Raw genomic sequence first — 21,495 nt, 5'->3', positions numbered from 1 at the left:
TGTCGTGGGTGCGTTGTTGAAAGGCTGCTGGTTACTAATCATTGTTTTTCTGTTTTTCTCTGTACATTCTCTCCCTAGTTTGGCAGTAGTGGATAGGGTTCCCTTAACAGTAACTTTATTGCAGGAACGTTTAAGCGCACCCGTCCTTAAAGAAGGGATGACTACCATTAATTTAGCCAATTTAGTTATCGATATACGCGATGAAAATAAGGAGCTGCAAGAACAATTTTATCAACAGATTCAAGGTCAAATTAATCGCGCTAAACAACCCCTAGGTTTAGATTTTAGTAATTCCTTAATTCAAGGCAATTTTATCGCTTCCCGTCTGGGTTTACCGACTCCTTTAACAAAAGTGGCTCTCGCTACCTTATTATCACCCACGGAAGAACAGTTATTACAACAGGACGAAAATTTTTTATTCGATAGCGATGAACCAGTTTTTAATGTCACAGTATTTCGCGGACCTGTGAAGTTGCAGGGAACTGTATTTATGGGAGAAGTGGACTTTTCTAAGACTTTTTTTCTGCAAATTGTCGAAGCCATGGCAGCAAAATTTAGTCGTGAAAGTAATTGGGTAGAATCGCGTTTTGCTAGGGTAGCGAAATTTACCAAAGCCAATTTTATGGGAGATGTAAATTTTAGTCAAAGTCAATTTTTAAATAAAGCCATCTTTCGCACGGCCCATTTTAAAAGTATTACTAACTTCCATGGCAGTCATTTTACTGCTGAAGCTTATTTTGATCAAACTAAATACGATAAACCCGCAGATTTTACCCGTACTTTCTGGGAAAAGGAAGCCAATTTTTCCCAAAGTCAATGGCGAGATCGTCCGCTATTTTCTAAGAGTAGATTTTTAAGTTTATTAACCTTTAGAAATGCCACTTTTGAAAAATCAGGCGCTTTCCGGTCTAGTTATTTTAATGGTGTGGTTAGTTTTCAAGATGTGAAACTTTTAGATCAGGTAGATTTTAGTAATTCCACTTTTACTAAAAATAGTTATTTGAGTGTATCAGGATTAGCTTTTGATTCTGATAAAGCGAAAATACTGGGAGATAGAGGAGTAATTGGTCAAGCAATTTATTTACCAACCTTAACAGGAAATGAGACAGTTTTAAGAAATTTAGTTCGTAATTTTCGCTCCCTAGAACAAATTGCCGATGCCAATCAAATTGAATACAAAACCGAAAAATTGCGATTTCAACAGTTAAAACAAAAACTGAATAATATCTCAGTTATTCGCCTAATTAACCTCACTTGGGTAGCTGATTTTCTGCATACTTCTTTCCTTGCTTTACTATTACTCTTAAGTCAAGATGGTACAAATTTTAGTTTAGTTTTCGGGACAGGAATCATAATTTTTGCCTATTTTGGCTGTTTATTTTGGTTAATCGATCGCGTGCGTCGTCTCACTCCTAAACCAGTAATTCCTAGTCGTTATGAAATCTTTTGTATGGTGACTAGCTATATTATTCTCACCCTTTCAGGTGTGTTTAATATCCTGCAATCTGCCAGTCGTCCCCTACTAACTTTAACAGCTATTGCCCTAATTCTTGTCCCCTTACCCTTAATTTTAGTTATCGAACTTTATCGTCGGGGACGCTATCACGATTTAATGGATAGTTCCTATTTCCTGCAAGATGGTAGTATGCGACAATTACGCTTATTAATCACCCGTTTACCCGTGGTTCCCGAATTTCCCCTCTTTCGCGATCGTTATAATCCTATTCCTTGGCAAAAGCGTTGGAATTGGTTAAATTATTACGATTTAAGTCTCAATAATTTGCTAAAATTAGGCTTTAATGATTGGCGAGTTCGCGATCAAGAATTACCCGCTATCATTTCTTTTTTAGTTTGGTATCAATGGGGTATCGGCATCTTTTATATCACTCTCCTTATCTGGACTCTCTCGCGCACGATTCCGGGGTTAAATCTCTTGATTTATTTAAAATAAACTGTAAAAATTTAAATACAGCAGTTATCTTTTCGTTTTGGGGAGCAGAAATATGAGTGGAAAAATGACCCTTACTTTGAACCGTGATACCTACGGAAGGTTAAGCTGTTCGTAATTTAATGCTTGACAGCTTAGTGAGTGTTCGCCGTGATTTTCTATCACTGTTTGAGGAATCGAATTAGAATCTTGATAATCTTACTAAAGAGGAAAAAAACATGAATGCCAAATTGATTGAATCTCTCGTCCAAATGATCCAATCCCTTTCTGAAGAAGAAAGATTGCTCTTAGAGAAGAAATTAGCTGCCCATGAAACTCAAACAGATTTTGATAACCTAGCCCAAGCTTTAGCAGAATTGCGACAAATTTGTGCTGAAGAAAACTATACTATAGAAGTTCCTCCTCGCCAAGATCGTTCTAATCCATTTGCAGAAAGCTTAAATGACATTCCTGTGTGATACTAACATTATCAGCGAGTTAGCACGTCCCCAACCTAAGATTTTTCTGCTAAAATTATCTACACAACAGTACACAAGCGGGAAAAGCAATAGTCTATGCTAGAAAAAATCGGAATGGGAGAATTCCGGGAGCATCTCGCCAAATATTTGAGTTCTACTACTCCCATCGCCGTCACTTGCCAGGGTCAGACGGTGGGCTATTTCTTGCCGGCACGACCGCAGCCAGTAGATATCGTTTACAAAGATCAAATAATTTACATCAAGTACATTTTGACTCACGCGGAGTATGACAAAGATGAGTGGAAAAATGACCCTTACTTTGAACCGTGATACCTACGGAAGGTTACTAGCCGAGTATCTACCAAAAGTAATAGAAAACGATGCAGAAAACGAACAGGCTATTAACCTAGCTGAGGCCTTATCTCATGGAGAAAATCGCAGTCTAGAAGAAACCACCTTGTTAAATTTACTCTTGACTTTAATCGAAAAATACGAACAAGATCATTATCCCCTTGAAGAATCAGAACCCCATTCAATACTCTGGGAACTCATGGAAGCTAACAACTTACAAGAAAAAGATTTATCAGATATACTAGGTTCAAAAACAATAGTTTCTGATATTCTTATTGGCCAACAAATAATAACAGAAAAACAAGCTGTAAAGTTAGGACAGTTTTTTCACGTTGACTCAAGTTTATTTTTATCTACTCAGTAAATTTGTGCTATATAGGTGATGCTTGGTTATAACCCTACACCCTACACCCCACACCCTGCCCCCAGGAGAAACTTTTTGCCGCAAACCCTAGTCAAGAACTCGACCCATTTGGTCGATTTTTGCTTAACAATTGAGATGGCAAATTCTCCTCAAATATGCCTGAATCGTGGGTAAGCAACTCACATAAAGTTAATTTTGTCAAGGATTGTTAAGATGTGCTTACCCTGCTAAAACCCCAACACCCTAAAACCCCAAAACCCGACACCCAAGACCCTAATTTAGTGATTTAATAAAACCGACCACTGCTGCAGAAGATAAAAACTATGTGTATTCTCGGTTTTGATCCGGGTAAGGATAAATGTGGAATCGCGGTCAGGTCATCGACAGGGAAAATTTATACCCATGAGGTGATAGCATCGTCACAAGCGATCGAGCGTTTAGCTAGTCTCTGTCAACAATATCCGCTCGAATTATTGGTGATGGGGAACCAAACCACCTCGAAAAGTTGGCGCCAAAAAATTGCCGCTCGTATCACCATCCCGATTACTCTAGTAGATGAACGCAATAGTACCCTAGAAGCGCGCGATCGCTATTGGCAAATGTTCCCCCCCAAAGGATTACAGAAACTCATCCCCCAAGGTATGCGTCTTCCCGATCGCCCCATTGATGATATAGTGGCGATTCTGCTGATCGAACGTCATTTACAGTCCAAATAATGTCACACTACAAAATAGACACAGCAGGGTGAATTGACGATGCTCCTAAGTAAAGGTTTTGAAGTGGAAATGTACACCGGAACAGCAGCCGGAGAAATTATCGGTTTATCCGATCGCATTGTCAAGGATTTAGATGGTTTTGTCCTGGAACCGGATAGTCGTAACGTAGAATATACTACGGCTCCCATGACTAACTATGACCGTCTTTTATGCGCTACTTTAAAACCTCGTCTCGCTCTACGGCGATATTTGCGTCGTTTAGGCGATTATACCCTCATCCCCGGCAGTACCCTCTCCCTGGGCGATAGTCAATATTTTTATCGCAGTGACCCCCACAATCCCTATCATGACTATATCGAACAGACCTACGGCACTAATGTAGTCACGGCCAGTATTCATATTAACGTCGGTATTAGCGATTATGAGGATTTAATGCGTGCCTGTCGCTTAATTCGCCTAGAAGCTCCTTTATACTTGGCTTTAAGTGCTTCTTCTCCCTTTCTCGACGGTAAAATCACCCGGTCCCATTCCCGTCGTTGGCAAGTTTTCCCCCAAACTCCCGCTTATGTTCCCCTCTTTGAAAGTCATAAACATTTTGTCACTTGGACCCAGGAACAATTAAAACTCGGTACGATGCAGAATGTTCGTCATCTCTGGGTGTCAGTACGTCCTAACGGTAGCAATCGTCCCTATAATCTCAATCGTCTAGAATTGCGAATTTGTGACCTGATTGCTAATCCTATTAGTTTATTAGCAGTTATGGCTTTTTTAGAGGCCCGTTTAACTCAACTTTTACAAGCTCCCCAATTAGACCCCTTAATTTTAAGTCAATTACCCAGCAGCAATCGCAGCGAGGATTTATTAACTTTAACCCAAGAAAACGAACAGGCTGCCGCACGTTTTAGTCTTGATGCCACCCTGAGACATTGGTACGATGGCCGGGAAATCTTAGCTAGGGATTGGATTAAAGACCTCTATGTTCAAGTTTATCCGATCGCTAAAGAAAAGGGTTTTAGTTGTTTCCTCTCTCCCTTACAAAAAATCCTCCGCGAAGGTAACACTGCACAACAATGGTTAAAACAATACGACCAAGGTATGGATGTTAAAAGTATTATCAAACAGGCGATTATTACCCTAGAAAAAGAGGAACGAGAGTTAGAACATAAATTATGTCAGCATATTCTAGTTGCTTAAATAATTATTTTAATGCCATGGTAATTAAACCCTGTTGACCGAGAAGAATTTCCCGCAGCAGCGTACAAATTCCCACCCAAATAATTGGAGAAATATCAACTCCTCCTAAGGGGGGTATGAGTTTACGCACGGGGATTAAAAAAGGTTCCGTTGGCCAGGCAATAATATTAAAGGGAAAGCTATTTAAATCTACCTGTGGATTCCAAGTCAGCACGATCCGTAAGATAAACAAAAGGGTCATCAACCCTAAGATAATTCCCAATGTCCAACTTAATGCGATCGCTGTGTCCATAGTCTCCAATCCCGTCTTTTTTACCGATTATCTTCCCTAAAATATAACAGTTTTTGTCTCATTTAATCATCCTAATCGCCCCAGCGCCCTGCCAGTTATTCTTGCCAACCTCCCGGGTAAAAATGCCGCCAGAAAAAGTCCCCATAGGGCTTGACAAACCAGCCAGACTTGACTTATACTTTTATTATAATGGGAATCCGTGTCGTCCTGGAGACCCTCTCTTTTCAGGCCAGATGCAGAAGTAACTTAAAGATGACAGAATTTCGCATCGAGAAAGACAGCATGGGAGAAATTCCCGTACCTGCCGATAAACTTTGGGGAGCGCAGACCCAAAGATCCCTACAATACTTTAGTATCGGTGATAATCTCATGCCCCGGGAGATGATCGGGTCCTATGCCATTCTCAAAAAAGCCTGTGCAATTGTCAATCAGCAAAAAAATCGTCTCAGTCAGGAGAGAAAAAACCTTATCTGTCAAGTCTGCGATGAAATTTTAGCCGGACAACACGCGGATAACTTTCCCCTCTACGTTTGGATGACGGGAAGTGGCACCCAATTTAACATGAACATCAACGAAGTCATCTCCAATCGTTGTAGTCAACTGACGGGGAATCCTCTGGGTAGCAAAACTCCCGTGGACCCCAACGATCATGTTAATATGTCCCAATCGACTAATGATTCCTTTCCCTCGGCCATGTATATTGCCGTTGCCTTGGCAGTCAAGGAAAAATTAATTCCCAGTCTGCAACTATTACGGAATAGTCTCGATGAAAAGGCGCAATTATGGGCAAATATAGTTAAAATTGGTCGCACTCACCTACAGGATGCCACCCCTTTAACCCTCGGACAAGAATTCTCCGGTTATGTGGGTTTATTGGATGATGGCAGCGATTGGCTAGAAAAATGTCTAGAAAAAGTCTATCGTTTATCCTTGGGAGGAACTGCCGTCGGTACGGGAATTAATGCTCCCCCAGATTTTGATCGAGATGTGGCTGCCGAAATCGCTAATCTGACCAAATTACCCTTTATTACCGCCCCTAATAAGTTTACCGTGCAAGGTTCCCACGATGCTCTAGTTTTCTTGAGCGGGGGATTGAAAACTATCGCTAGTTCCCTGTATAAAATTGCTAATGATATCCGTTTACTTAGCTGTGGTCCCCGTTGTGGAATCGGAGAATTACAGCTGCCGGAGAATGAACCGGGTTCTTCAATTATGCCGGGGAAAGTTAACCCCACCCAATGCGAAGCTTTATCGATGATAGCATTGCAGGTGATGGCTAATGATTTAGCGGTGACGATGGGAGGCGCCGGAGGACATCTGGAAATGAATGTCTATAAACCGCTGTTGATTCATAATCTCATGCAGTCTATCCGTTTGCTCACTGATGGTTGCGGTAATTTCTGTCAGTTTTCGGTTAAGGGGATGACTGCTAATCAAAAACAAATTGAGGCTTTTTTAAATCAATCCTTGATGCTGGTGACTGCCTTAAGTCCCGTGATTGGCTACCAAAAGGCTGCCTACGTCGCTCATTATGCCCTAGAAAAGGATTTAACCCTGAAAGTGGCAGCCTTGCAACTGGGATACATCAAAGAAGCGGATTTTGATCGCATTGTTGACCCCGCTAAGATGGTCAATCCCTACGTTGCCGATGGTTAATTCTCTGAGGGGTTGACTACCGTAAAAATCAGAGGTCGCAGGCAGGCACGGATTCCCATTATATATATAATTATAAGGCAAGCGGCGGGATTTGTCAAGCCCCGCCGGTGAAAACTTCCGCTAAACTTGGCTAATGATAGCGAAGAAAACAAAGAGAAAAACCATAAATGCCCCTGCCATGCGGAAGAATGGTTTAGGAAGATTAATAACTTTCTCCAGTTTCAAGAAACCCACCAGAAAATAAGCGGCGATTGCCAGGAGAATCGGGATAACCACGCGCAAGATTGTGCCAAGGGGACTGGAGAAAAATTCACCGATTTTATAGCGGGGTGTATTTTCTTCCGCGTGAGGAGGAATAGTTACACTTGTCCAAGTTTCTCCCCCATCGGTGGAACGAAAAACTGTAGTTTTAGCGCCACCAAAACCGAATAAAGTTTTATCTTGAGCGTAATTAGGAGAAAACTGGACGGAGATACCAGAGGAAGGGATACTATGAATTTTCACTAGGGGTATTTTAGGATCACCAATTGATTTAAAAGTTTCTCCTCCATCGGTAGATTTAAACAAACCATCTCCCTGTAAACTAACTATTACCGTGCGATCATTAGCATAATCAGGAGAGATAGCAATGGTTTCTACTGATGCCTGCGGATTAAACCCTGGTTTCTCTAATTTTGTCCAACTTTTAGCCCCATCTTTGGTGACAAACAAACCAGAAATTGTCCCAGCAAAAATAGTTCCATCACTGGGATAATTGGGAGACATTGCCAACTGCACATTAGGGGTTTTTGATAGAGGTGTTCCTTGGCTGACATTTTTCCAAGTTAGTCCACCATCAACACTTTGATAAATACCCTCTTTTCCCGTGACAAACAAAGTTTTATCCTTAGCAAAATCAGGGGAAGCTACCATGGCAGGGGCATAATTACCAAAAATTCTGCCCACTTCACTGATCTTTTTAACCGTATTTCCTCCATCGGTAGAACGAAATATTCTACCCTGCTGATTGGTGAGAAAAAGAGTTTTATCCTTGGCAAAATCTGGGGAAGGAACTATCCTCGGACCGCGGACTCTCTGATCGATTTCGATAATTTTCCAGAAATCACCACTGTTATCGGATTTGGCAAATTTATTGCGTAAAAACCCCGCAAAAATAGTTCTATCTTCTCCATAGTTAGGAGAAAAGGCAATGTCAAAGAAACGCCGGGGATCTTGTCCTGATTCTTCGGGATCTTTACCAAGTCGATAAACCTCTAAACCGCGATTAATTGGTGTCCAAGTTTCCCCTTTATCCCGACTGATGAAGATATTGCCTACATAATTAGCCATGACGACAGTGGCATCCTCGGCATAATTAGGAGAAACCGCCATGGCGATAACTGTTCCCCGGGCTAAAGTTTCTATTTCCTGCCATTGTTTGCCGCTATCTGTGGTTTTAAATAAGCCATTAAATCCCCCTAAAAACATCGTATCTTGAACTATTTTTAAATCCATAAAATGGGGAACTTTATAATCATCAGCCTGTTTATCTTTGGTTAAACCCTCGCTCATTTTTGTCCAACTTTTGCCCCCATCTTGCGAAACATACATTCCCTCATACCAAGTGATGGCATAAAGGGTTGAATTTTGGGTATACTGGGGAGAAATAACGATGTCTTCGATGATTTTATCCTTAATTCCTTCGTTAACAGCTTGGAAGCTTTTACCATCATCAACGGTTTTAAAAATACCTGCTTCTTTTGTGCCGACAAAAAAGGTTTTATCCCTGTCTAAATTAGGAGAAAAAGCAATTGTATCCACTGCCCCCACATTAGCAGGTAAGGGGAGATTCTGCCAAGTTTTCCCCCCATCGGAGGAACTGTATAATTTACCCTGTTCATCCCCGAAAAAAATTCGATCAGGATTGTTGGGAGTAATAGCTAGAGAGGTTATCAGTGCCGTGGTGGGGAAAATATTTGACCAATTTTGACCGCCATCTTCGGTTAAATAAACCCCTTTTTCTAATCCCACTGCCGCTACTATATTGGGATCGGAAGGGGCAATTTCTACGAAGTTAATAAATTTAGTTTCCAAACCCTGATTAACTTTCTGCCAAGATTCCCCCGCATCTTCACTTTTATAAATACCATCGGATCTTGAAGCTAAATAGAGAATATTTTTATTGAGGGGAGATAGGGATAGGGAACTTAATTCACCCGTATAATCTAAACCTTGAATTAATCTTGTCCAGTTGCTACCTCCATCCCTAGACTTATAAAAGTTATTTCGCACCAAGATATATACTGTATTATCTGTCTGGAAATCGGGAGAAACTTCCAATTGACTAATCACATCATGGGGACGATGGGCAAAAGCGGGATTACCCCAAAGACAAAAAACTGTAGCGATTATCAATAAAATGAGATTAAACTTGTGGGCGAATCTCAGCAAACTTTGGCGATTAATCATACTTAAACTGCTAATATCGAGGATAAAAATTGACCTAATCTAGCAAAGGGCGATCAAAATTTGACCGAGGGTTCTGTAAGAGTATAGACAAAAATGGCGATTATAACCATTACTAAAATCGGGCTTATGTGCTATCAGCATAGATTAGAACCAATCTCTACACTTTGATTATTGTAGAGACTCATTGCCTTTTGTAACCCTTGTTTGAGACCAAGTTCGATCGCTTTTCTGGACAAGTCTAACACTTTCAAGATGACTTCGTTTTCTTGGGGGGTGAATCGGCCTAAAACGTGGGAAATTGTCGCTTTTTCGGTTGATTTACCGATTCCTATGCGTAAACGAGCGAAGTTTTCCGTGCCAACGTGGGCAATCATTGATTTAATACCGTTGTGTCCGCCAGCCGATCCCGATAGACGGATTCTCAACCGGCCTAGGGGCAGATCCATATCATCGTAAATGACTAAAATCGACTCTGGAGCTAGTTTATACCAGTCCAGCACCGATCGCACCGATTGCCCGGAGCGATTCATATAGGTTTGGGGTTTCAAGAGACGAATTTTGCCCGGGAGAGGACTGTCACCTTCGGCAATAAAACCTTGAAATCGCTTGTTTTCCTGCCAAGATAGCCCCCAATCCCGTGCTAATGAGTCCACAGCTTCAAAACCGATATTATGACGGGTGCGATCATATTTGGGTTCGGGATTACCCAAACCGATAATTAGCTGAGGAATGATTAAATTAGGGGTTTTATCGGAATTCATAGGGGAAAATCGGGTTTTTAACCATGACCCGACTCTTATTATCCCCGAATTAGCACTCCGAGCGCTGGAACAAAGTTTCTAGATAAACCTTGGCACAGCTATTTTGCTCCTCAAAATTCATCCTTTCGGAGGATTGACAATTAAGTAGAAAAAATGACAGAGCCGCCGTAAACACACCATCTTGATCCCAACCGGGGTGAGTTTCTAGATATTGTTGTAGGGATTGGTGGAGGATTTCGGGGATTTCTGCCAAGATACTGACTGATGTATTCATATCGTTTACCTCTGAATCTGAAGTGGGGAAATCCCTGACTGGTGCAGTGGACAGTAAGGACTATTGTGAGCCAAGTTGGGGGGAGTTGCAATATTACCAGATGTAAAGGAATGCTTTAGAAAAACTTAATATTTACGAGGGAATAAGGGTTAGAGCTAGATTTTATTTACTCAACTTAACAATAACTCAGTATCTATCGAGCGGGATTTTTACAATCAAGATTAATTTTTTCTAGAAGCAAGTGCCGATTCTATCGCTGTTGCCTGTGGAAAAGTCTGGGTAAACTGTGGAAAACTTGGGAGTGAGTGGGGAAATACCGGGGAATGTATGGGGGAAAACATTGGGGAAAAATAAGATTTGCAAATTTTAATCCGTAGTGATGATCAAGACTACTTAGGCACTCTTGCCAGAGTACCTTTTCTAGCTGAATGCTGGCTGCTATGCTTTTACCACCAATACTGAACAGGTAGCTTCTGCCACCACGAGACTACTAACAGAATCTTCGATCACCCGTTGAACTCCCGTTAATCCCCGACTGCCGATCACGATCAGATCAGCATGATAGATATTAGCTAAACGAATAATTTCCTCCGCTGGATCACCAAAGATGACCTCGATTTCACTAGGGGCAGCAATCTGGGATTGATAGCAGCGCAATTGATCTTCAATGATCTCACGGGAGGGGTGAGGGCGATCAACTGGCGATTCATCTCCCTCCTTGCCGAGGATATGGGTGAGGATGAGGCAAGAATTTGCCGTTAGAGAAAGGGAATTCAAGGAATCAAGGACTCGATCCGATAATTCCCCACAATCTAAGGCAACAACGATATTTTTAAACATTTTGACTAAATCCTGCCGCTAAACAAACTTCCAATTAAGATTCCGGAGCAAAAAATCTTTGATTCTGCCATTATGCCTAGATAGACAATTTTATAGGTTATTGCGCTCGGTTAAGATTTCGTACCCCGTGGCGGTTACTAAGACAGTATGCTCAAACTGAGCGGAGAGAGCATTATCCATCGTCACCACCGTCCAACGATCGCGCAAAGTTCTGGTATGTTTAGATCCCGCGTTGACAATTGGTTCAATTGCCAGAGTCATCCCGGTGCGGAGTTTGACATTGGGTAACTGATTAGTGCGAAAATTAAATACCGAGGGTTCTTCGTGGAGATTTCTGCCGACTCCATGACCAGTAAAATCTTCTACCACCTGGAAACCGTTAGCTTGAACGTGATCTTCGATCGCTCCCGCAATATCGAGCAGATAATTGCCCGCTTTTACCTGATTTATGCCTTTATATAAAGCTTCTTCCGCTACGCGGATTAATTTTTCGGCTTTGGGAGAGACGGAACCGATCGCGATCGTGATACAGGAATCCCCATGATAACCTTGGTAGTAGGCCCCCGTATCTACCTTTAACACAGAACCGGCCTTGAGGCGTTTTTTCGGGCTAGGGATACCGTGAACGACTTCGTTATCGACGGAGGCACAAATCGAGGCAGGAAAGCCATAATAACCTTTAAAACTGGGAGTAGCACCCATTTCGCGGATACGTTTTTCCGCATAGGCATCCAAATCCGCCGTCGTCATCCCGGGTTGAGCGATCTCGGCGATTTCCTTAAGGACTGTGGCGGCAATTTTACCCGCTTGTCGCATAATCACGATTTCGGCGGCGGATTTAGTCTCGATTCCCCGGCGGCTTTTCTGTACTCGCGGCGAACCTACTTGCTCTGGAGTTTTAGTTTCGGGAAAAAGCAGCTTGGTTAGGATGTTCATGGACAGTTGGCTCAGAGTCTTTACTTAACTTAGCATTTTCCCAGCGATCGATGACTGCTCTGGAGAAATCAAAAATCTTCCGTTAGGTGAGGAGACAGGAGACTCCGAGACAGGAGACTCCGAGACAGGAGCAGGGAGCGGGGAGCAGGGAGATGAGGATAAAAAAGACAAGAGACAACTATCCTAGCCATAAAACCGAAAATTATCGCAAATTTATCTGAGTTTTAAGATATTTTGAGCCGATAGCACCTCGAGAACTTACTTTTGCAGGAGAGCTAAGGGACATTTAGAAAAGCTATAGTAGGGAAAAGGCTATTTTTCCGGCGAGGTGACAATTTATGGCAGTCAAAAAAGAGTTTTCCAGTTTTCAGCAACTGTTGCAAACCACTAATCTCCCCGTGTTAGTGGATTTCTATGCCACTTGGTGCGGTCCTTGTCAAATGATGGCTCCGATTCTAGAACAAACGGGAATGTATTTCAAAAATCGCCTACAAATTGTCAAAATTGATACAGACAAATATCCTAATTTAGCCACTAAGTACGGTATTCAAGCTTTACCGACTTTAGTAGTCTTTAAAAATGGTCAACCGATCGATCGAATCGAGGGAGTGGTGCAGGTTAACCAACTGGTTCAACATTTACAAACTCTGTTGTAAGATAATTTTGAACCAGAACTAGGAGTTAGTGCCATGGCAAAGGCGATTTGGAATGGTGCAGTGGTAGCCGAAAGCGATAACTGCGAAATTGTCGAGGGAAACTACTATTTTCCCCCCGATACCATCAAAGCTGAATATTTTCAATCCAGTAACACCCATACCATTTGTTCTTGGAAGGGAGAGGCTAGTTATTATACTCTCAGGGTAAATGGACAGGACAATAAAGATGCCGCTTGGTATTATCCCGATCCTAAACCAAAAGCCCAAAATATCAAAGGATATATCGCTTTTTGGCGAGGTGTGCAGGTTGAGAAATGATCGCCATCTACCCCGGCAGCTTCGATCCAGTTACACTCGGTCATTTAGATATTATCGAACGCAGTGTGCCACTATTCGAGCGAGTAATCGTGGCAGTTCTTTGCAATCCCCATAAAAACCCCTTATTTACCGTCGAAAAACGCATAGAACAGATCAGTTACTGTACAAAACACCTGAAAAACGTTGAGATAGACAGTTTTTCAGGATTGACGGTTGAATATGCCAGATTGAAAGGCGCTAAGGTGCTGTTGCGGGGGTTGCGAGTCCTCTCAGACTTTGAAAAAGAACTGCAAATGGCCCATACCAATAAAACCCTCTGGGAAGGGATCGAAACGGTTTTTTTAGCCACCACCAAAGAATATAGTTTTTTAAGTAGTAGCGTGGTTAAAGAAATCGCTCAATTCGGTGGCTCCGTCACCCATCTAGTCCCAGAAAACGTTTCTAGAGATATTTACTCATACTACAGTTAACATACTAGAATACAGCAATGAGGACGATCTGAACCTATGGCGCGCCGAGAACCTAATGATCGCAGAAAAGCAGTACCTAACACTTCTAATAGTGGGGTTCCCAGTCCACCCGTCGATTTCGATATCTATCAGGATTTGGCGCGTCTGCAAGAGATGATTTTTGATAGTTTCCATATCCCCCTCACCCGTTGGACAATCATCGATGAGGGACAGATAGCCGAACAGATCGATCTCATCTATGAAACCGTGCCACCAGCAGTACAGAAAGCTTTAGCAATTTTGCAGGAAGAACAGGAAATTATCACTAAAGCAGAAGAATACGCTCAACAAGTCCTTCGTTCCGCTCAACAAAGAGCCGCCCAAATTCTCGATGAGTCCGGTATTATTCAACAAGCAGAACGGCAAGCGGCCCAAATTCGTCAACGGGTTCAGCAGGAGTGTGAATCCTTGCAACAACAAACCCTCGATGAAATCGAACAGATGCGTCACAGCACCTTGCAGGAAGTGCAACAGTTACGACAAAAAACCCAAGCTGAATGTCATGAAATTCAAAAAGGCGCTGACGACTATGCCGAAGCGGTTTTAGAACATCTCGATCGAGAATTAGGGGAAATGTTACAAGTTATTCGCAACGGTCGTCAACAGGTAAGATCGAAACCAACATCGTCAAAAAATCTACCCGGAGAACGTCCTTAATCAGTGATCAGTGATCAGTGATCAGTGATCAGTGATCAGTTATCAGATGTAAGTTTTAAGTTAATTAGTTAGTTAGTTATCTTCATCTTTATCCCTGATTACTGTTTACTATTTACCGCTCACTGAAAAGAACCAAACCCCCAATCCCTCACTGATAACTGATAACGGAATTTCATGAATAACCCCTCCTCGAATTCCCATCTATTCGGACGCTTTCTTAGCGGGTTATTCAGATGGAAAATTTGGTTATTTGTCCAGATATTTCAAGGCAGTAAAAGCTTTTATCGATTCCTGTATCATTATTTATATCGTCGTCCTAAAATCGATCGCATTCTCGGTAGTGATGTCATCTATATTCCTGAGAAAAAAATTTATAGCATTCCCCTTGATGTGCTGAAAATGGAGCGGCAAATGGTTAATAGCAATCACCAGCAGTTGACTTCTGTTACTACTTGGAAAGTTAAAACGATTCATCCCACCATCACCGAAACCGAGATACAATTCCACGATATTACCGTCGATTTACAACAGGTACACTTGATTAAATCAGACCTTGATAACTACGATTATACTAATACTCGCCGCTTGGCTCCTCTGGTGAAAACCTTACTTTTTGAAATTAACCCCAAAATTGCCAGTTTAGTAGAAAAGAAAAATCAATTACATAGACTGCGAAATCTGGCCGCATCTTCCGAAATTTTTCATTCACAAACCCCCTTGTATGATCGAGCAATTAATCAAGTCCAGCTAATTATTGATCAAGCGGAAACTTTCAGACAAGAATGTTTAAAATTTATCCGAGAAACCCTGATCGAACGGGAATTAGTGCAATCCGATATCGATACCAATCTCGTTGATTTGCCCCTCGATTTTGCCAGTCAATATCAACTAATTCAAGAAAAATATCAACTCTGGAAAGAAGAAGTACAAGCTTATTTTGAATTAAAAGATTCTTCTCTACCTAAAAATTAACTATGACCATCAGTTATCAGTTATCAGTTCACTGTTTACTGTTCACTGAAAAAACTGCTCACTTTCCTATACTTTTTCAACAGGATTTAGTATTATGTCTAATTTAACGGCAATTCGTGAACATATTTTTGCTTGGGGAAAACGCACCTATATCATGGGTGTTTTAAACGTTACTCCCGATAGTTTTAGTGATGGGGGAGAATTCGACAATGTTGAAAATGCCCTGCTACAGGCGATGAAAATGATCGAGGCCGGGGCTGATATAATCGATATCGGTGGTCAATCCAGCCGTCCGGGAGCCGAAGAAATTAGCCTAGAAGCAGAATTATCGCGAGTTATCCCCGTAATCACCGCTATTCGACAACAAAGTTCTATTCCTATCTCTCTCGATACTACCCGGGCGATCGTGGCAGCCCAAGGTATCGCCGCCGGGGCCGATTTGATCAATGATATTTCTGGGGGAACCTTCGATCGCCTATTATTGCCCACGGTGGCTAAATTGGCCGTTCCCATCATCCTCATGCACCTGCGGGGCAATCCGCAAACCATGCAATCTCTAACACATTATGACGATTTAGTCAAGGAAATTAAAGAATTTTTACAGAATCGCGTTAAGGAAGCTTTACAGTGGGGTATTGCTAGGGAAAATATTATCATCGATCCGGGGATTGGTTTCGCCAAAACTGGACGACAAAATCTTGAGTTATTGCGAGAATTAGGGCAATTTCGGGATTTAGGTTTACCTATTTTAATTGGATTGTCGAGAAAACGCTTTATCGGCGAGATTACAGGCAAAGATGACCCAAAAGAACGAGTTTTCGGAACGGCGGCGGCCTGTGCCATAGCGATCGCTAAGGGGTCCGATATCCTGCGCGTTCATGATGTGGCCGCGATCGTAGATGTGAGTAAAGTGGTGGACGCAATCGAGCGAAGTTGAAAATTTTTGCTAGTCTTAGAATCATCCACACTTCGATCGAAATCAGCGATGAATAGCCAACTAACCAGCGATCATTGTATGTTACCCGTGATTCGATCTCCCCGGGATTATCAAGTTTTTCGCATTAGCGCTGGGGATACGAATCGTTTGGCGATCGTCTTTGATTCTACCGTAGCGGGGGATTCCTTGACCGTCTGTGTGGAAATTTTCGATCCCCACGGTTGCACCCCTACCCATCGTCATCATTTTGCCGTAGAAATGTTTTTTATCCTCAAAGGGGAGGGAATGGCTATCTGTGATGGTAAACCGATTCCCCTCGGTCCGGGGGATAGTTTATTAGTCCGTCCCACGGGTATTCACGAGATTAGAAATGTGGGGGACGGAAGACTTTATGCACTATGTTTTATGGTTCCTAATGAGGATTTTTCGGAATTAATTCGCAATGGTATCCCAGAGGAGTTAGACGCAGAAGATTTAGAGGTGTTGATGGGAACTATTAAAGGATGATCAAGCCATATTATTCCTTAAATTTTGGGCTTTTTTTTCAGGAAAAGAGCGATAAAAAAGGTAAAAGTCCCTCCCAGAAGTCCGAAGATTAGCCAATTTAATCTTGGATAGCCTTTATTGATAGCGATTACTGTAGCAATGCCACCGATGAGACAATGCCAGAAAAAAAGCAACAAGAATAAATCCAAACTGGGAGAAATATCAGCAATTAGTTTCATATTTTATCAGTAGAGCGATCGAGTTAATTTTTTAGATAGCAAATCTCGATAATTTTTCCAATGGCCGAATACCTTGGCCGGTGTTATGTTTATTAACCTCTATAAGTATTTCTATTTTTTTGTCCAAGGCCATTTTGTTCCCATCTCGGTTAAAGCTGAAAAAACTAGATAGAGAATGAGAAGGGCAACACAAAAGAAGAAAGTCAATAAGTCATTATTCATCGAGTTATCCCTGATAGCTTAAAGGTCACTGATTCACTACTATTGATGCTTTTCTAGACTGTTGAAACAGGATTGATCATTGTTGCTGTTGTGCCAAATAGTTAAGCACTGTTTCCAGAGTCAAGTCTAAGCGTTCCGAGATTTGTTGCGGGGTTAAACCGAGGTCTTGCAGTAGCGGAATTGTTTTCAATTTTTGCAAGTTTATTCCCTGTTCAATTCCCTGTTCAATTCCCTGTTCAATGCCATCTCCAAAAGCTTCTTGATAGAAACGAGTTTGTTTTAGGTCTTGTAGTTCCAACATAGCTTCAATTTCCTCTCGACTTTTTTGGGGTAACTTATAAATGATGATCGTTTCGATTAAATCAATGACATTTTTCTGCACTAAGCGATCGCTCAGTTCTCTTTGAGCCTGTTTAATTAAAATCTTAGCAGAAGTAACAGCTTGACTCTCACTTTCCGTGACCAATTTGATCATGGCGATCGCTAAGGAAGGAGTCTCGTCATTTGCCAATTCATCCAGATAGATTCGTTTAATCCTGTCCAAGGATAACAAATCTGCAAATTGCTGGGGATGTTCTCGCTCAATTTCTCGGCTAGGATAAATAACAACTATCTGCCACGGTGATAAAGGTTTATACTGTCTAAGATATAAGAAAAGTTCCGAAAATAATCGATAATATAGGTCTTCATCCTTTTGAAACTGCACTTCTACCAGATAAAAGGGCGAATTTTCTAGATTATCGAGCGGCAAAAATAAACCATCCAATCGAAAAGCTAGTTGTTTAACTTCTTGGGAAGTAAATCGATAATTGCTCACGATAGCATCGGGTCGATCGATTAATTCAAAGAACGAATCGGGAAAATCGAGAAACATTCGATAGAATATGCTGTCAGTTTTCATGCTGTCACAAAATTACCTGTAATTTCCGCTTAATCCGCCAACAAAAGAGAACTAACCTATGATCATCCCATCGTTTCTGCAACCCGGTGCTAAAGTTTCTCTGGTGGCCACCAGTGGAGCCGTCAAGGAATTAGCCGCCCTAGAAAAAGGCGTAGAAATCTGGCGATCGAGGGGTTATCAAGTGGAATTTAGCGAGAATTGGTCGAATCGTCTCGGTTATCTCGCTGGTAGCGACGAGCAACGTCGTCAAGCTTTAGCCCAAGCATGGCAAGATGCCGATTGTCAAGCAATTCTCTGCGCTAGGGGGGGTTACGGTAGCGCTCGCCTCTTAGAAAATTGGACATGGGCAAAAACTAACCCGAAATGGTTAATCGGTTTTTCCGACGTGACGGGGATTTTATGGAGTTTAGCGAAACAGGGCATTTGTAGCGTTCACGGGGCAGTTTTAACCACCTTAGCCCAAGAAAGTCCCCAATCAATTGATCGCCTCTTTTCTCTTCTGGAAGGTCGTCCTTTAGCCCCTCTTGTCGGTCAAGGTTGGGGTGGGGGCAAAGTGCGGGGACGCTTATTACCAGCTAATTTAACCGTAGCCACCCATCTCCTCGGAACCTCGGTTCAACCCACCCTAGAGGGGGTAATTTTAGCCCTAGAGGACGTAACCGAGGCCCCCTACCGGATCGATCGAATGTTAACTCAGTGGCGAATGCTGGGCATTTTCTCCCAAATTAAAGGCATTGCTCTCGGTCGTTTTAGCCGTTGTCTGGCGGCCTCCGGTAGTGATAGTCAAACCGTAGAGGAAGTCTTAAAAGAGCGTTTGGGCGATTTGGGTATTGCGGTTATTGCTGAGTTACCTTTCGGTCATGATGGCGATAATGCCGCTTTACCGGTGGGAACAATGGTAGAACTGGACGGGGATCGGGGAATCTTAGAATTTTTCTATCCCCAATGATCCACTTTTTTGATAGTATCTTAGAGAAGTGTTAACAAATGTAACAAAAAATTAATTATAGATGAAAGTATTAGTTGTCGGTGCGACAGGAACCCTAGGGCGACAGATCGTGCGTCATGCCATCGATCAGGGACATCAAGTGCGTTGTTTGGTACGCAGTCAGAGAAAAGCGGCTTTTTTGAAGGAATGGGGCGCGGAATTAGTCGGGGGAACCCTGCGGGATAAGAGTACCATTATTACCGCTTTAGAGGGAATGGACGCGGTGATCGATGCCGCTACGGCCCGGGCGACGGACTCAGCCAGCATTAAACAGGTGGATTGGGATGGTAAAGTTAATCTGATTCAAGCGGCCAAAACTGCGGGAGTCGATCGCTTTATTTTCTTCTCGATTCTCAATGCCGAAAAATATCCCAACGTGCCTTTAATGGAGATAAAACGCTGTACCGAGAAATTTCTAGCAGAATCGGGTTTAAAATATACAATTCTGCGTCCCTGTGGCTTTATGCAGGGTTTAATCGGTCAATACGCCATCCCGATGTTAGATAATCAAACGGTCTGGATCACGGGGGAAAGTACGGCGATCGCCTACATGGACACCCAAGATATCGCTAAATTCGCCGTTCGCGCCCTAGAAGTCCCCGAAACCGTCGGTCAATCCTATCCCGTGGTGGGCAGCAAAGCTTGGAAAGCTGAAGAAATTATCGAAGTTTGCGAACGCTTATCGGGTAAAGAGGGGAAAATTTGGCGTTTACCCATGGGATTACTGCGTTTTATGCGGGGAATAAGCCGTTGTTTCCAATGGACCTATAATATATCCGACCGACTAGCTTTTGCGGAAGTTCTCGCTAGTGGTCAAGCTCTTGATGCTCCAATGAAAGAAGTTTATCAAGTATTTGGCCTTGATCCGAGTCAAACAACTACTTTAGAATCCTATTTACAAGAATACTTTAGCCGCATTCTCAAGAAGCTCAAGGAAATCGACTTCGAGAAACAAAAAGCTCAGAAGAAGAAGAAAACTCCTTTCAAAAAGAAAGCGTGATTCAGCAGTAGGAAAATTTGTCAATGCCCAAAATCGGCATTATTTACAACGATATTAAGCCTATCGCTTGTAAAACAGCCCATCAGATACAAGATCAGCTACTTTCCCTAGGTTGGCAGGTGTTTATGGCTACCGGCAGCGGTGGCCTGCTAGGCCATTCTAAACCCTCTCGTCCGGTTTGTTTTACCCCGATCGATCAGTTAGTCCCCCCCCACTTCGATCAGGATTTAAGTTTTGCGATCGTGTTGGGGGGCGATGGTACAGTCCTATCGGCAGCCCGGCAGTTGGCCACCCTCAATTTGCCCCTGTTAACGGTCAATACGGGACACATGGGCTTTTTGACCGAAATTTACCTAAATCAGCTTGAACCCGCCTTAGAACTGGTTCTAGAGGGGAATTACACCATCGAAAATCGCTCGATGATCACGGTGCGACTATTTCGCGAAGATACCCTCCTCTGGGAGGCACTTTCTCTCAATGAGGTGGTCGTCCACCGCGAACCCCTCACCAGTATGTGTCATTTTGAGATTCAAATTGGTGAACACGCGCCCGTCGATATCGCTGCCGATGGGGTGATTCTCTCCACTCCTACCGGTTCTACTGCCTATGCTCTCAGCGCCGGTGGCCCGGTAATAACTCCCGATGTGCCGGTATTACAATTAGCCCCCATTTGTCCCCATTCTTTAGCTTCCAGGTCCTTGGTATTTTCTGACAAGGAAACTGTAAATATTTTCCCGGCAACTGCTAATCGGATGGTGATGGTAGTGGACGGTAATGGCGGTTCTTATATCTTGCCAGAAGATCGAATTAATGTGCAGAAATCACCCCACCAAGTCCATTTTATTCGTCTGCAATCGACGGAATTCTTCCGCATCCTCCGGGAAAAATTAGGTTGGGGTTTACCTCATATTGCTAAACCAACTTCGGTGGAATTACCTTAATCAGTTATCAGTGATCAGTTATCAGATGTGAGCTTTCAGTTCACTGATTACTGCTTACTGTTTACTGATAGCTGAATTTATGCTCTCTTTTCGTGCCAAAATAGCTTTTTATTTAGAGGATGTCACCACGGCGATCGGACTGACGGTAAATCTGCTTATCTTGGCATTAATTTTACTATCTTTGGGGATTTATGTGGCTCAAACCTATCCCTTATCCGCCACTTGGCAAATGTGGTTACGTCAGCTTGATTGGGGAATTTTAAGCTTATTTTCCCTAGAGTATTTAATTCGGTTTTGGTGTGCGGAATCAAAACTATAGCAATTCTCTGACTTATGAGGTACAGTAGCAACAGTGAGTAAACCAATTGCGAATATCTTTTTGAGTAACTTCTAACATAGCCAATTCAATCCCTTCTATTAAGTCTTTGTAA

General features: G+C 42.4%; 25 protein-coding genes and 2 pseudogenes. 18 read left to right on the top strand and 9 right to left on the bottom strand.

Features of this window, described 5'->3' with window-relative positions; all coding sequences use genetic code 11:
* Positions 1 to 4: 4 nt before the first annotated feature.
* The 6 genes from EWV68_RS18545 (at position 5) to gshA (ending at position 5,031) form a co-directional block, all read left to right on the top strand.
* Positions 5 to 1,951, top strand: coding sequence for a pentapeptide repeat-containing protein (locus tag EWV68_RS18545; protein WP_287170664.1), 1,947 nt, complete (start codon positions 5 to 7; stop codon positions 1,949 to 1,951).
* A gap of 215 nt (positions 1,952 to 2,166) precedes the next feature.
* Positions 2,167 to 2,406 carry a hypothetical protein gene (locus EWV68_RS18540; protein WP_061430595.1) on the top strand — a complete coding sequence of 80 codons (240 nt, stop codon included), beginning with the start codon at positions 2,167 to 2,169 and terminating at the stop codon, positions 2,404 to 2,406.
* A 96-nt stretch (positions 2,407 to 2,502) separates the two neighbouring features.
* The gene (locus EWV68_RS18535; protein ID WP_239697982.1) at positions 2,503 to 2,736 is read left to right on the top strand and encodes a type II toxin-antitoxin system HigB family toxin; all 234 of its coding nucleotides are present in this window, start codon (positions 2,503 to 2,505) and stop codon (positions 2,734 to 2,736) included.
* Entirely contained in the window at positions 2,702 to 3,121 is a 420-nt protein-coding gene (locus EWV68_RS18530; protein WP_061430596.1) for a helix-turn-helix domain-containing protein, read from the top strand. Before EWV68_RS18535 ends, EWV68_RS18530 begins: the two co-directional genes overlap by 35 nt.
* Positions 3,122 to 3,444: 323 nt before the next feature.
* A complete protein-coding gene (locus tag EWV68_RS18525) occupies positions 3,445 to 3,837 on the top strand; it encodes a pre-16S rRNA-processing nuclease YqgF (RefSeq protein WP_004163127.1) in 393 nt (130 codons plus the stop codon).
* Between the two features lie 39 nt (positions 3,838 to 3,876).
* Positions 3,877 to 5,031: a glutamate--cysteine ligase gene (gshA, locus tag EWV68_RS18520; protein WP_061430597.1), complete on the top strand. Its 1,155-nt coding sequence runs from the start codon at positions 3,877 to 3,879 to the stop codon at positions 5,029 to 5,031.
* Positions 5,032 to 5,035: 4 nt separating this feature from the next.
* Here gshA and EWV68_RS18515 read toward each other — a convergent pair whose 3' ends face one another.
* A complete protein-coding gene (locus tag EWV68_RS18515; RefSeq protein WP_002750032.1) occupies positions 5,036 to 5,323 on the bottom strand; it encodes a YggT family protein in 288 nt (95 codons plus the stop codon).
* A 252-nt stretch (positions 5,324 to 5,575) separates the two neighbouring features.
* Here EWV68_RS18515 and fumC point away from each other — a divergent pair, with 252 nt between their 5' ends.
* Positions 5,576 to 6,979 (top strand): class II fumarate hydratase, encoded by a 1,404-nt coding sequence (fumC, locus tag EWV68_RS18510; protein WP_287170662.1) that lies wholly within the window; start codon positions 5,576 to 5,578, stop codon positions 6,977 to 6,979.
* A gap of 120 nt (positions 6,980 to 7,099) precedes the next feature.
* On the opposite strand, the gene EWV68_RS18505 is transcribed toward fumC, so the two are convergent.
* The 5 genes from EWV68_RS18505 to map all read right to left on the bottom strand — a co-directional run bounded on the left by EWV68_RS18505 (position 7,100) and on the right by map (position 12,238).
* Positions 7,100 to 9,427, bottom strand: coding sequence for a WD40/YVTN/BNR-like repeat-containing protein (locus EWV68_RS18505; RefSeq protein WP_287170660.1), 2,328 nt, complete (start codon positions 9,425 to 9,427; stop codon positions 7,100 to 7,102).
* A gap of 134 nt (positions 9,428 to 9,561) precedes the next feature.
* Positions 9,562 to 10,188 (bottom strand): aminoacyl-tRNA hydrolase, encoded by a 627-nt coding sequence (gene pth / locus EWV68_RS18500; protein WP_287170659.1) that lies wholly within the window; start codon positions 10,186 to 10,188, stop codon positions 9,562 to 9,564.
* Positions 10,189 to 10,237: 49 nt separating this feature from the next.
* Positions 10,238 to 10,462, bottom strand: coding sequence for a DUF2811 domain-containing protein (locus tag EWV68_RS18495; RefSeq protein ID WP_002800048.1), 225 nt, complete (start codon positions 10,460 to 10,462; stop codon positions 10,238 to 10,240).
* A 438-nt stretch (positions 10,463 to 10,900) separates the two neighbouring features.
* The gene (locus tag EWV68_RS18490; protein ID WP_012264267.1) at positions 10,901 to 11,302 is read right to left on the bottom strand and encodes a universal stress protein; all 402 of its coding nucleotides are present in this window, start codon (positions 11,300 to 11,302) and stop codon (positions 10,901 to 10,903) included.
* Between the two features lie 90 nt (positions 11,303 to 11,392).
* Complete coding sequence (gene map, locus EWV68_RS18485) at positions 11,393 to 12,238, bottom strand: type I methionyl aminopeptidase (RefSeq protein WP_287170658.1); 846 nt, start codon at positions 12,236 to 12,238, stop codon at positions 11,393 to 11,395.
* A gap of 338 nt (positions 12,239 to 12,576) precedes the next feature.
* Between map and trxA the strand changes: the two genes are divergently transcribed.
* The 7 genes from trxA to EWV68_RS18450 all read left to right on the top strand — a co-directional run bounded on the left by trxA (position 12,577) and on the right by EWV68_RS18450 (position 16,794).
* Positions 12,577 to 12,894, top strand: a complete 318-nt coding sequence (gene trxA / locus EWV68_RS18480; RefSeq protein WP_045360722.1) for a thioredoxin — start codon at positions 12,577 to 12,579, stop codon at positions 12,892 to 12,894.
* A 33-nt stretch (positions 12,895 to 12,927) separates the two neighbouring features.
* Positions 12,928 to 13,212 carry a DUF427 domain-containing protein gene (locus tag EWV68_RS18475; protein WP_004163118.1) on the top strand — a complete coding sequence of 95 codons (285 nt, stop codon included), beginning with the start codon at positions 12,928 to 12,930 and terminating at the stop codon, positions 13,210 to 13,212.
* The gene (coaD, locus tag EWV68_RS18470) at positions 13,209 to 13,682 is read left to right on the top strand and encodes a pantetheine-phosphate adenylyltransferase (RefSeq protein WP_002758057.1); all 474 of its coding nucleotides are present in this window, start codon (positions 13,209 to 13,211) and stop codon (positions 13,680 to 13,682) included. Before EWV68_RS18475 ends, coaD begins: the two co-directional genes overlap by 4 nt.
* A gap of 36 nt (positions 13,683 to 13,718) precedes the next feature.
* Positions 13,719 to 14,378: an ATP synthase subunit B family protein gene (locus EWV68_RS18465; RefSeq protein ID WP_004163116.1), complete on the top strand. Its 660-nt coding sequence runs from the start codon at positions 13,719 to 13,721 to the stop codon at positions 14,376 to 14,378.
* 174 nt (positions 14,379 to 14,552) lie between these two features.
* Positions 14,553 to 15,350 (top strand): hypothetical protein, encoded by a 798-nt coding sequence (locus tag EWV68_RS18460; protein WP_287170657.1) that lies wholly within the window; start codon positions 14,553 to 14,555, stop codon positions 15,348 to 15,350.
* A gap of 94 nt (positions 15,351 to 15,444) precedes the next feature.
* Positions 15,445 to 16,287 (top strand): dihydropteroate synthase, encoded by an 843-nt coding sequence (folP, locus tag EWV68_RS18455; protein ID WP_287170656.1) that lies wholly within the window; start codon positions 15,445 to 15,447, stop codon positions 16,285 to 16,287.
* 48 nt (positions 16,288 to 16,335) lie between these two features.
* On the top strand, positions 16,336 to 16,794 hold the full coding sequence (locus EWV68_RS18450) for a cupin domain-containing protein (protein WP_002800061.1): 459 nt from the start codon (positions 16,336 to 16,338) through the stop codon (positions 16,792 to 16,794).
* 17 nt (positions 16,795 to 16,811) lie between these two features.
* Here EWV68_RS18450 and EWV68_RS18445 read toward each other — a convergent pair whose 3' ends face one another.
* Positions 16,812 to 17,012: a hypothetical protein gene (locus EWV68_RS18445; protein WP_039899996.1), complete on the bottom strand. Its 201-nt coding sequence runs from the start codon at positions 17,010 to 17,012 to the stop codon at positions 16,812 to 16,814.
* 298 nt (positions 17,013 to 17,310) lie between these two features.
* Positions 17,311 to 18,135, bottom strand: a complete 825-nt coding sequence (locus tag EWV68_RS18440) for an Rpn family recombination-promoting nuclease/putative transposase (protein ID WP_287170655.1) — start codon at positions 18,133 to 18,135, stop codon at positions 17,311 to 17,313.
* A gap of 58 nt (positions 18,136 to 18,193) precedes the next feature.
* Between EWV68_RS18440 and EWV68_RS18435 the strand changes: the two genes are divergently transcribed.
* The 4 genes and pseudogenes from EWV68_RS18435 to EWV68_RS18420 form a co-directional block, all read left to right on the top strand.
* Positions 18,194 to 19,084: a S66 peptidase family protein gene (locus tag EWV68_RS18435; RefSeq protein WP_061430605.1), complete on the top strand. Its 891-nt coding sequence runs from the start codon at positions 18,194 to 18,196 to the stop codon at positions 19,082 to 19,084.
* A 61-nt stretch (positions 19,085 to 19,145) separates the two neighbouring features.
* A complete protein-coding gene (locus EWV68_RS18430) occupies positions 19,146 to 20,123 on the top strand; it encodes an SDR family oxidoreductase (protein WP_061430606.1) in 978 nt (325 codons plus the stop codon).
* Between the two features lie 23 nt (positions 20,124 to 20,146).
* A complete protein-coding gene (locus EWV68_RS18425) occupies positions 20,147 to 21,064 on the top strand; it encodes an NAD(+) kinase (RefSeq protein WP_287170654.1) in 918 nt (305 codons plus the stop codon).
* Positions 21,065 to 21,143: 79 nt separating this feature from the next.
* Positions 21,144 to 21,380: pseudogene (locus EWV68_RS18420) on the top strand (ion transporter); the annotation flags it as partial.
* Positions 21,381 to 21,395: 15 nt separating this feature from the next.
* Here EWV68_RS18420 and EWV68_RS18415 read toward each other — a convergent pair.
* Positions 21,396 to 21,495: pseudogene (locus tag EWV68_RS18415) on the bottom strand (IS630-like element ISMae26 family transposase); the annotation flags it as partial.

The sequence above is a fragment of the Microcystis sp. M_QC_C_20170808_M9Col genome (genome assembly GCF_007095495.1).
In the GTDB taxonomy this organism is placed as follows: Bacteria; Cyanobacteriota; Cyanobacteriia; order Cyanobacteriales; family Microcystaceae; genus Microcystis; species Microcystis aeruginosa.
The sequence above is the reverse complement of the archived record's forward strand: the minus strand, read 5'-3'. Positions and strand labels throughout refer to the sequence as shown.

What these genes read in the sequence shown, in the direction of transcription:
- EWV68_RS18540 (WP_061430595.1), top strand. Translation starts at nt 2,167, where the DNA reads ATGAATGCCAAATTGATTGAATCTCTCGTCCAAATGATCCAATCCCTT.
- EWV68_RS18535 (WP_239697982.1), top strand. Translation starts at nt 2,503, where the DNA reads ATGCTAGAAAAAATCGGAATGGGAGAATTCCGGGAGCATCTCGCCAAA.
- EWV68_RS18530 (WP_061430596.1), top strand. Translation starts at nt 2,702, where the DNA reads ATGAGTGGAAAAATGACCCTTACTTTGAACCGTGATACCTACGGAAGG.
- EWV68_RS18525 (WP_004163127.1), top strand. Translation starts at nt 3,445, where the DNA reads ATGTGTATTCTCGGTTTTGATCCGGGTAAGGATAAATGTGGAATCGCG.
- gshA (WP_061430597.1), top strand. Translation starts at nt 3,877, where the DNA reads ATGCTCCTAAGTAAAGGTTTTGAAGTGGAAATGTACACCGGAACAGCA.
- EWV68_RS18515 (WP_002750032.1), bottom strand. Translation starts at nt 5,323, where the DNA reads ATGGACACAGCGATCGCATTAAGTTGGACATTGGGAATTATCTTAGGG.
- fumC (WP_287170662.1), top strand. Translation starts at nt 5,576, where the DNA reads ATGACAGAATTTCGCATCGAGAAAGACAGCATGGGAGAAATTCCCGTA.
- EWV68_RS18505 (WP_287170660.1), bottom strand. Translation starts at nt 9,427, where the DNA reads ATGATTAATCGCCAAAGTTTGCTGAGATTCGCCCACAAGTTTAATCTC.
- pth (WP_287170659.1), bottom strand. Translation starts at nt 10,188, where the DNA reads ATGAATTCCGATAAAACCCCTAATTTAATCATTCCTCAGCTAATTATC.
- EWV68_RS18495 (WP_002800048.1), bottom strand. Translation starts at nt 10,462, where the DNA reads ATGAATACATCAGTCAGTATCTTGGCAGAAATCCCCGAAATCCTCCAC.
- EWV68_RS18490 (WP_012264267.1), bottom strand. Translation starts at nt 11,302, where the DNA reads ATGTTTAAAAATATCGTTGTTGCCTTAGATTGTGGGGAATTATCGGAT.
- map (WP_287170658.1), bottom strand. Translation starts at nt 12,238, where the DNA reads ATGAACATCCTAACCAAGCTGCTTTTTCCCGAAACTAAAACTCCAGAG.
- trxA (WP_045360722.1), top strand. Translation starts at nt 12,577, where the DNA reads ATGGCAGTCAAAAAAGAGTTTTCCAGTTTTCAGCAACTGTTGCAAACC.
- EWV68_RS18475 (WP_004163118.1), top strand. Translation starts at nt 12,928, where the DNA reads ATGGCAAAGGCGATTTGGAATGGTGCAGTGGTAGCCGAAAGCGATAAC.
- coaD (WP_002758057.1), top strand. Translation starts at nt 13,209, where the DNA reads ATGATCGCCATCTACCCCGGCAGCTTCGATCCAGTTACACTCGGTCAT.
- EWV68_RS18465 (WP_004163116.1), top strand. Translation starts at nt 13,719, where the DNA reads ATGGCGCGCCGAGAACCTAATGATCGCAGAAAAGCAGTACCTAACACT.
- EWV68_RS18460 (WP_287170657.1), top strand. Translation starts at nt 14,553, where the DNA reads ATGAATAACCCCTCCTCGAATTCCCATCTATTCGGACGCTTTCTTAGC.
- folP (WP_287170656.1), top strand. Translation starts at nt 15,445, where the DNA reads ATGTCTAATTTAACGGCAATTCGTGAACATATTTTTGCTTGGGGAAAA.
- EWV68_RS18450 (WP_002800061.1), top strand. Translation starts at nt 16,336, where the DNA reads ATGAATAGCCAACTAACCAGCGATCATTGTATGTTACCCGTGATTCGA.
- EWV68_RS18445 (WP_039899996.1), bottom strand. Translation starts at nt 17,012, where the DNA reads ATGAAACTAATTGCTGATATTTCTCCCAGTTTGGATTTATTCTTGTTG.
- EWV68_RS18440 (WP_287170655.1), bottom strand. Translation starts at nt 18,135, where the DNA reads ATGAAAACTGACAGCATATTCTATCGAATGTTTCTCGATTTTCCCGAT.
- EWV68_RS18435 (WP_061430605.1), top strand. Translation starts at nt 18,194, where the DNA reads ATGATCATCCCATCGTTTCTGCAACCCGGTGCTAAAGTTTCTCTGGTG.
- EWV68_RS18430 (WP_061430606.1), top strand. Translation starts at nt 19,146, where the DNA reads ATGAAAGTATTAGTTGTCGGTGCGACAGGAACCCTAGGGCGACAGATC.
- EWV68_RS18425 (WP_287170654.1), top strand. Translation starts at nt 20,147, where the DNA reads ATGCCCAAAATCGGCATTATTTACAACGATATTAAGCCTATCGCTTGT.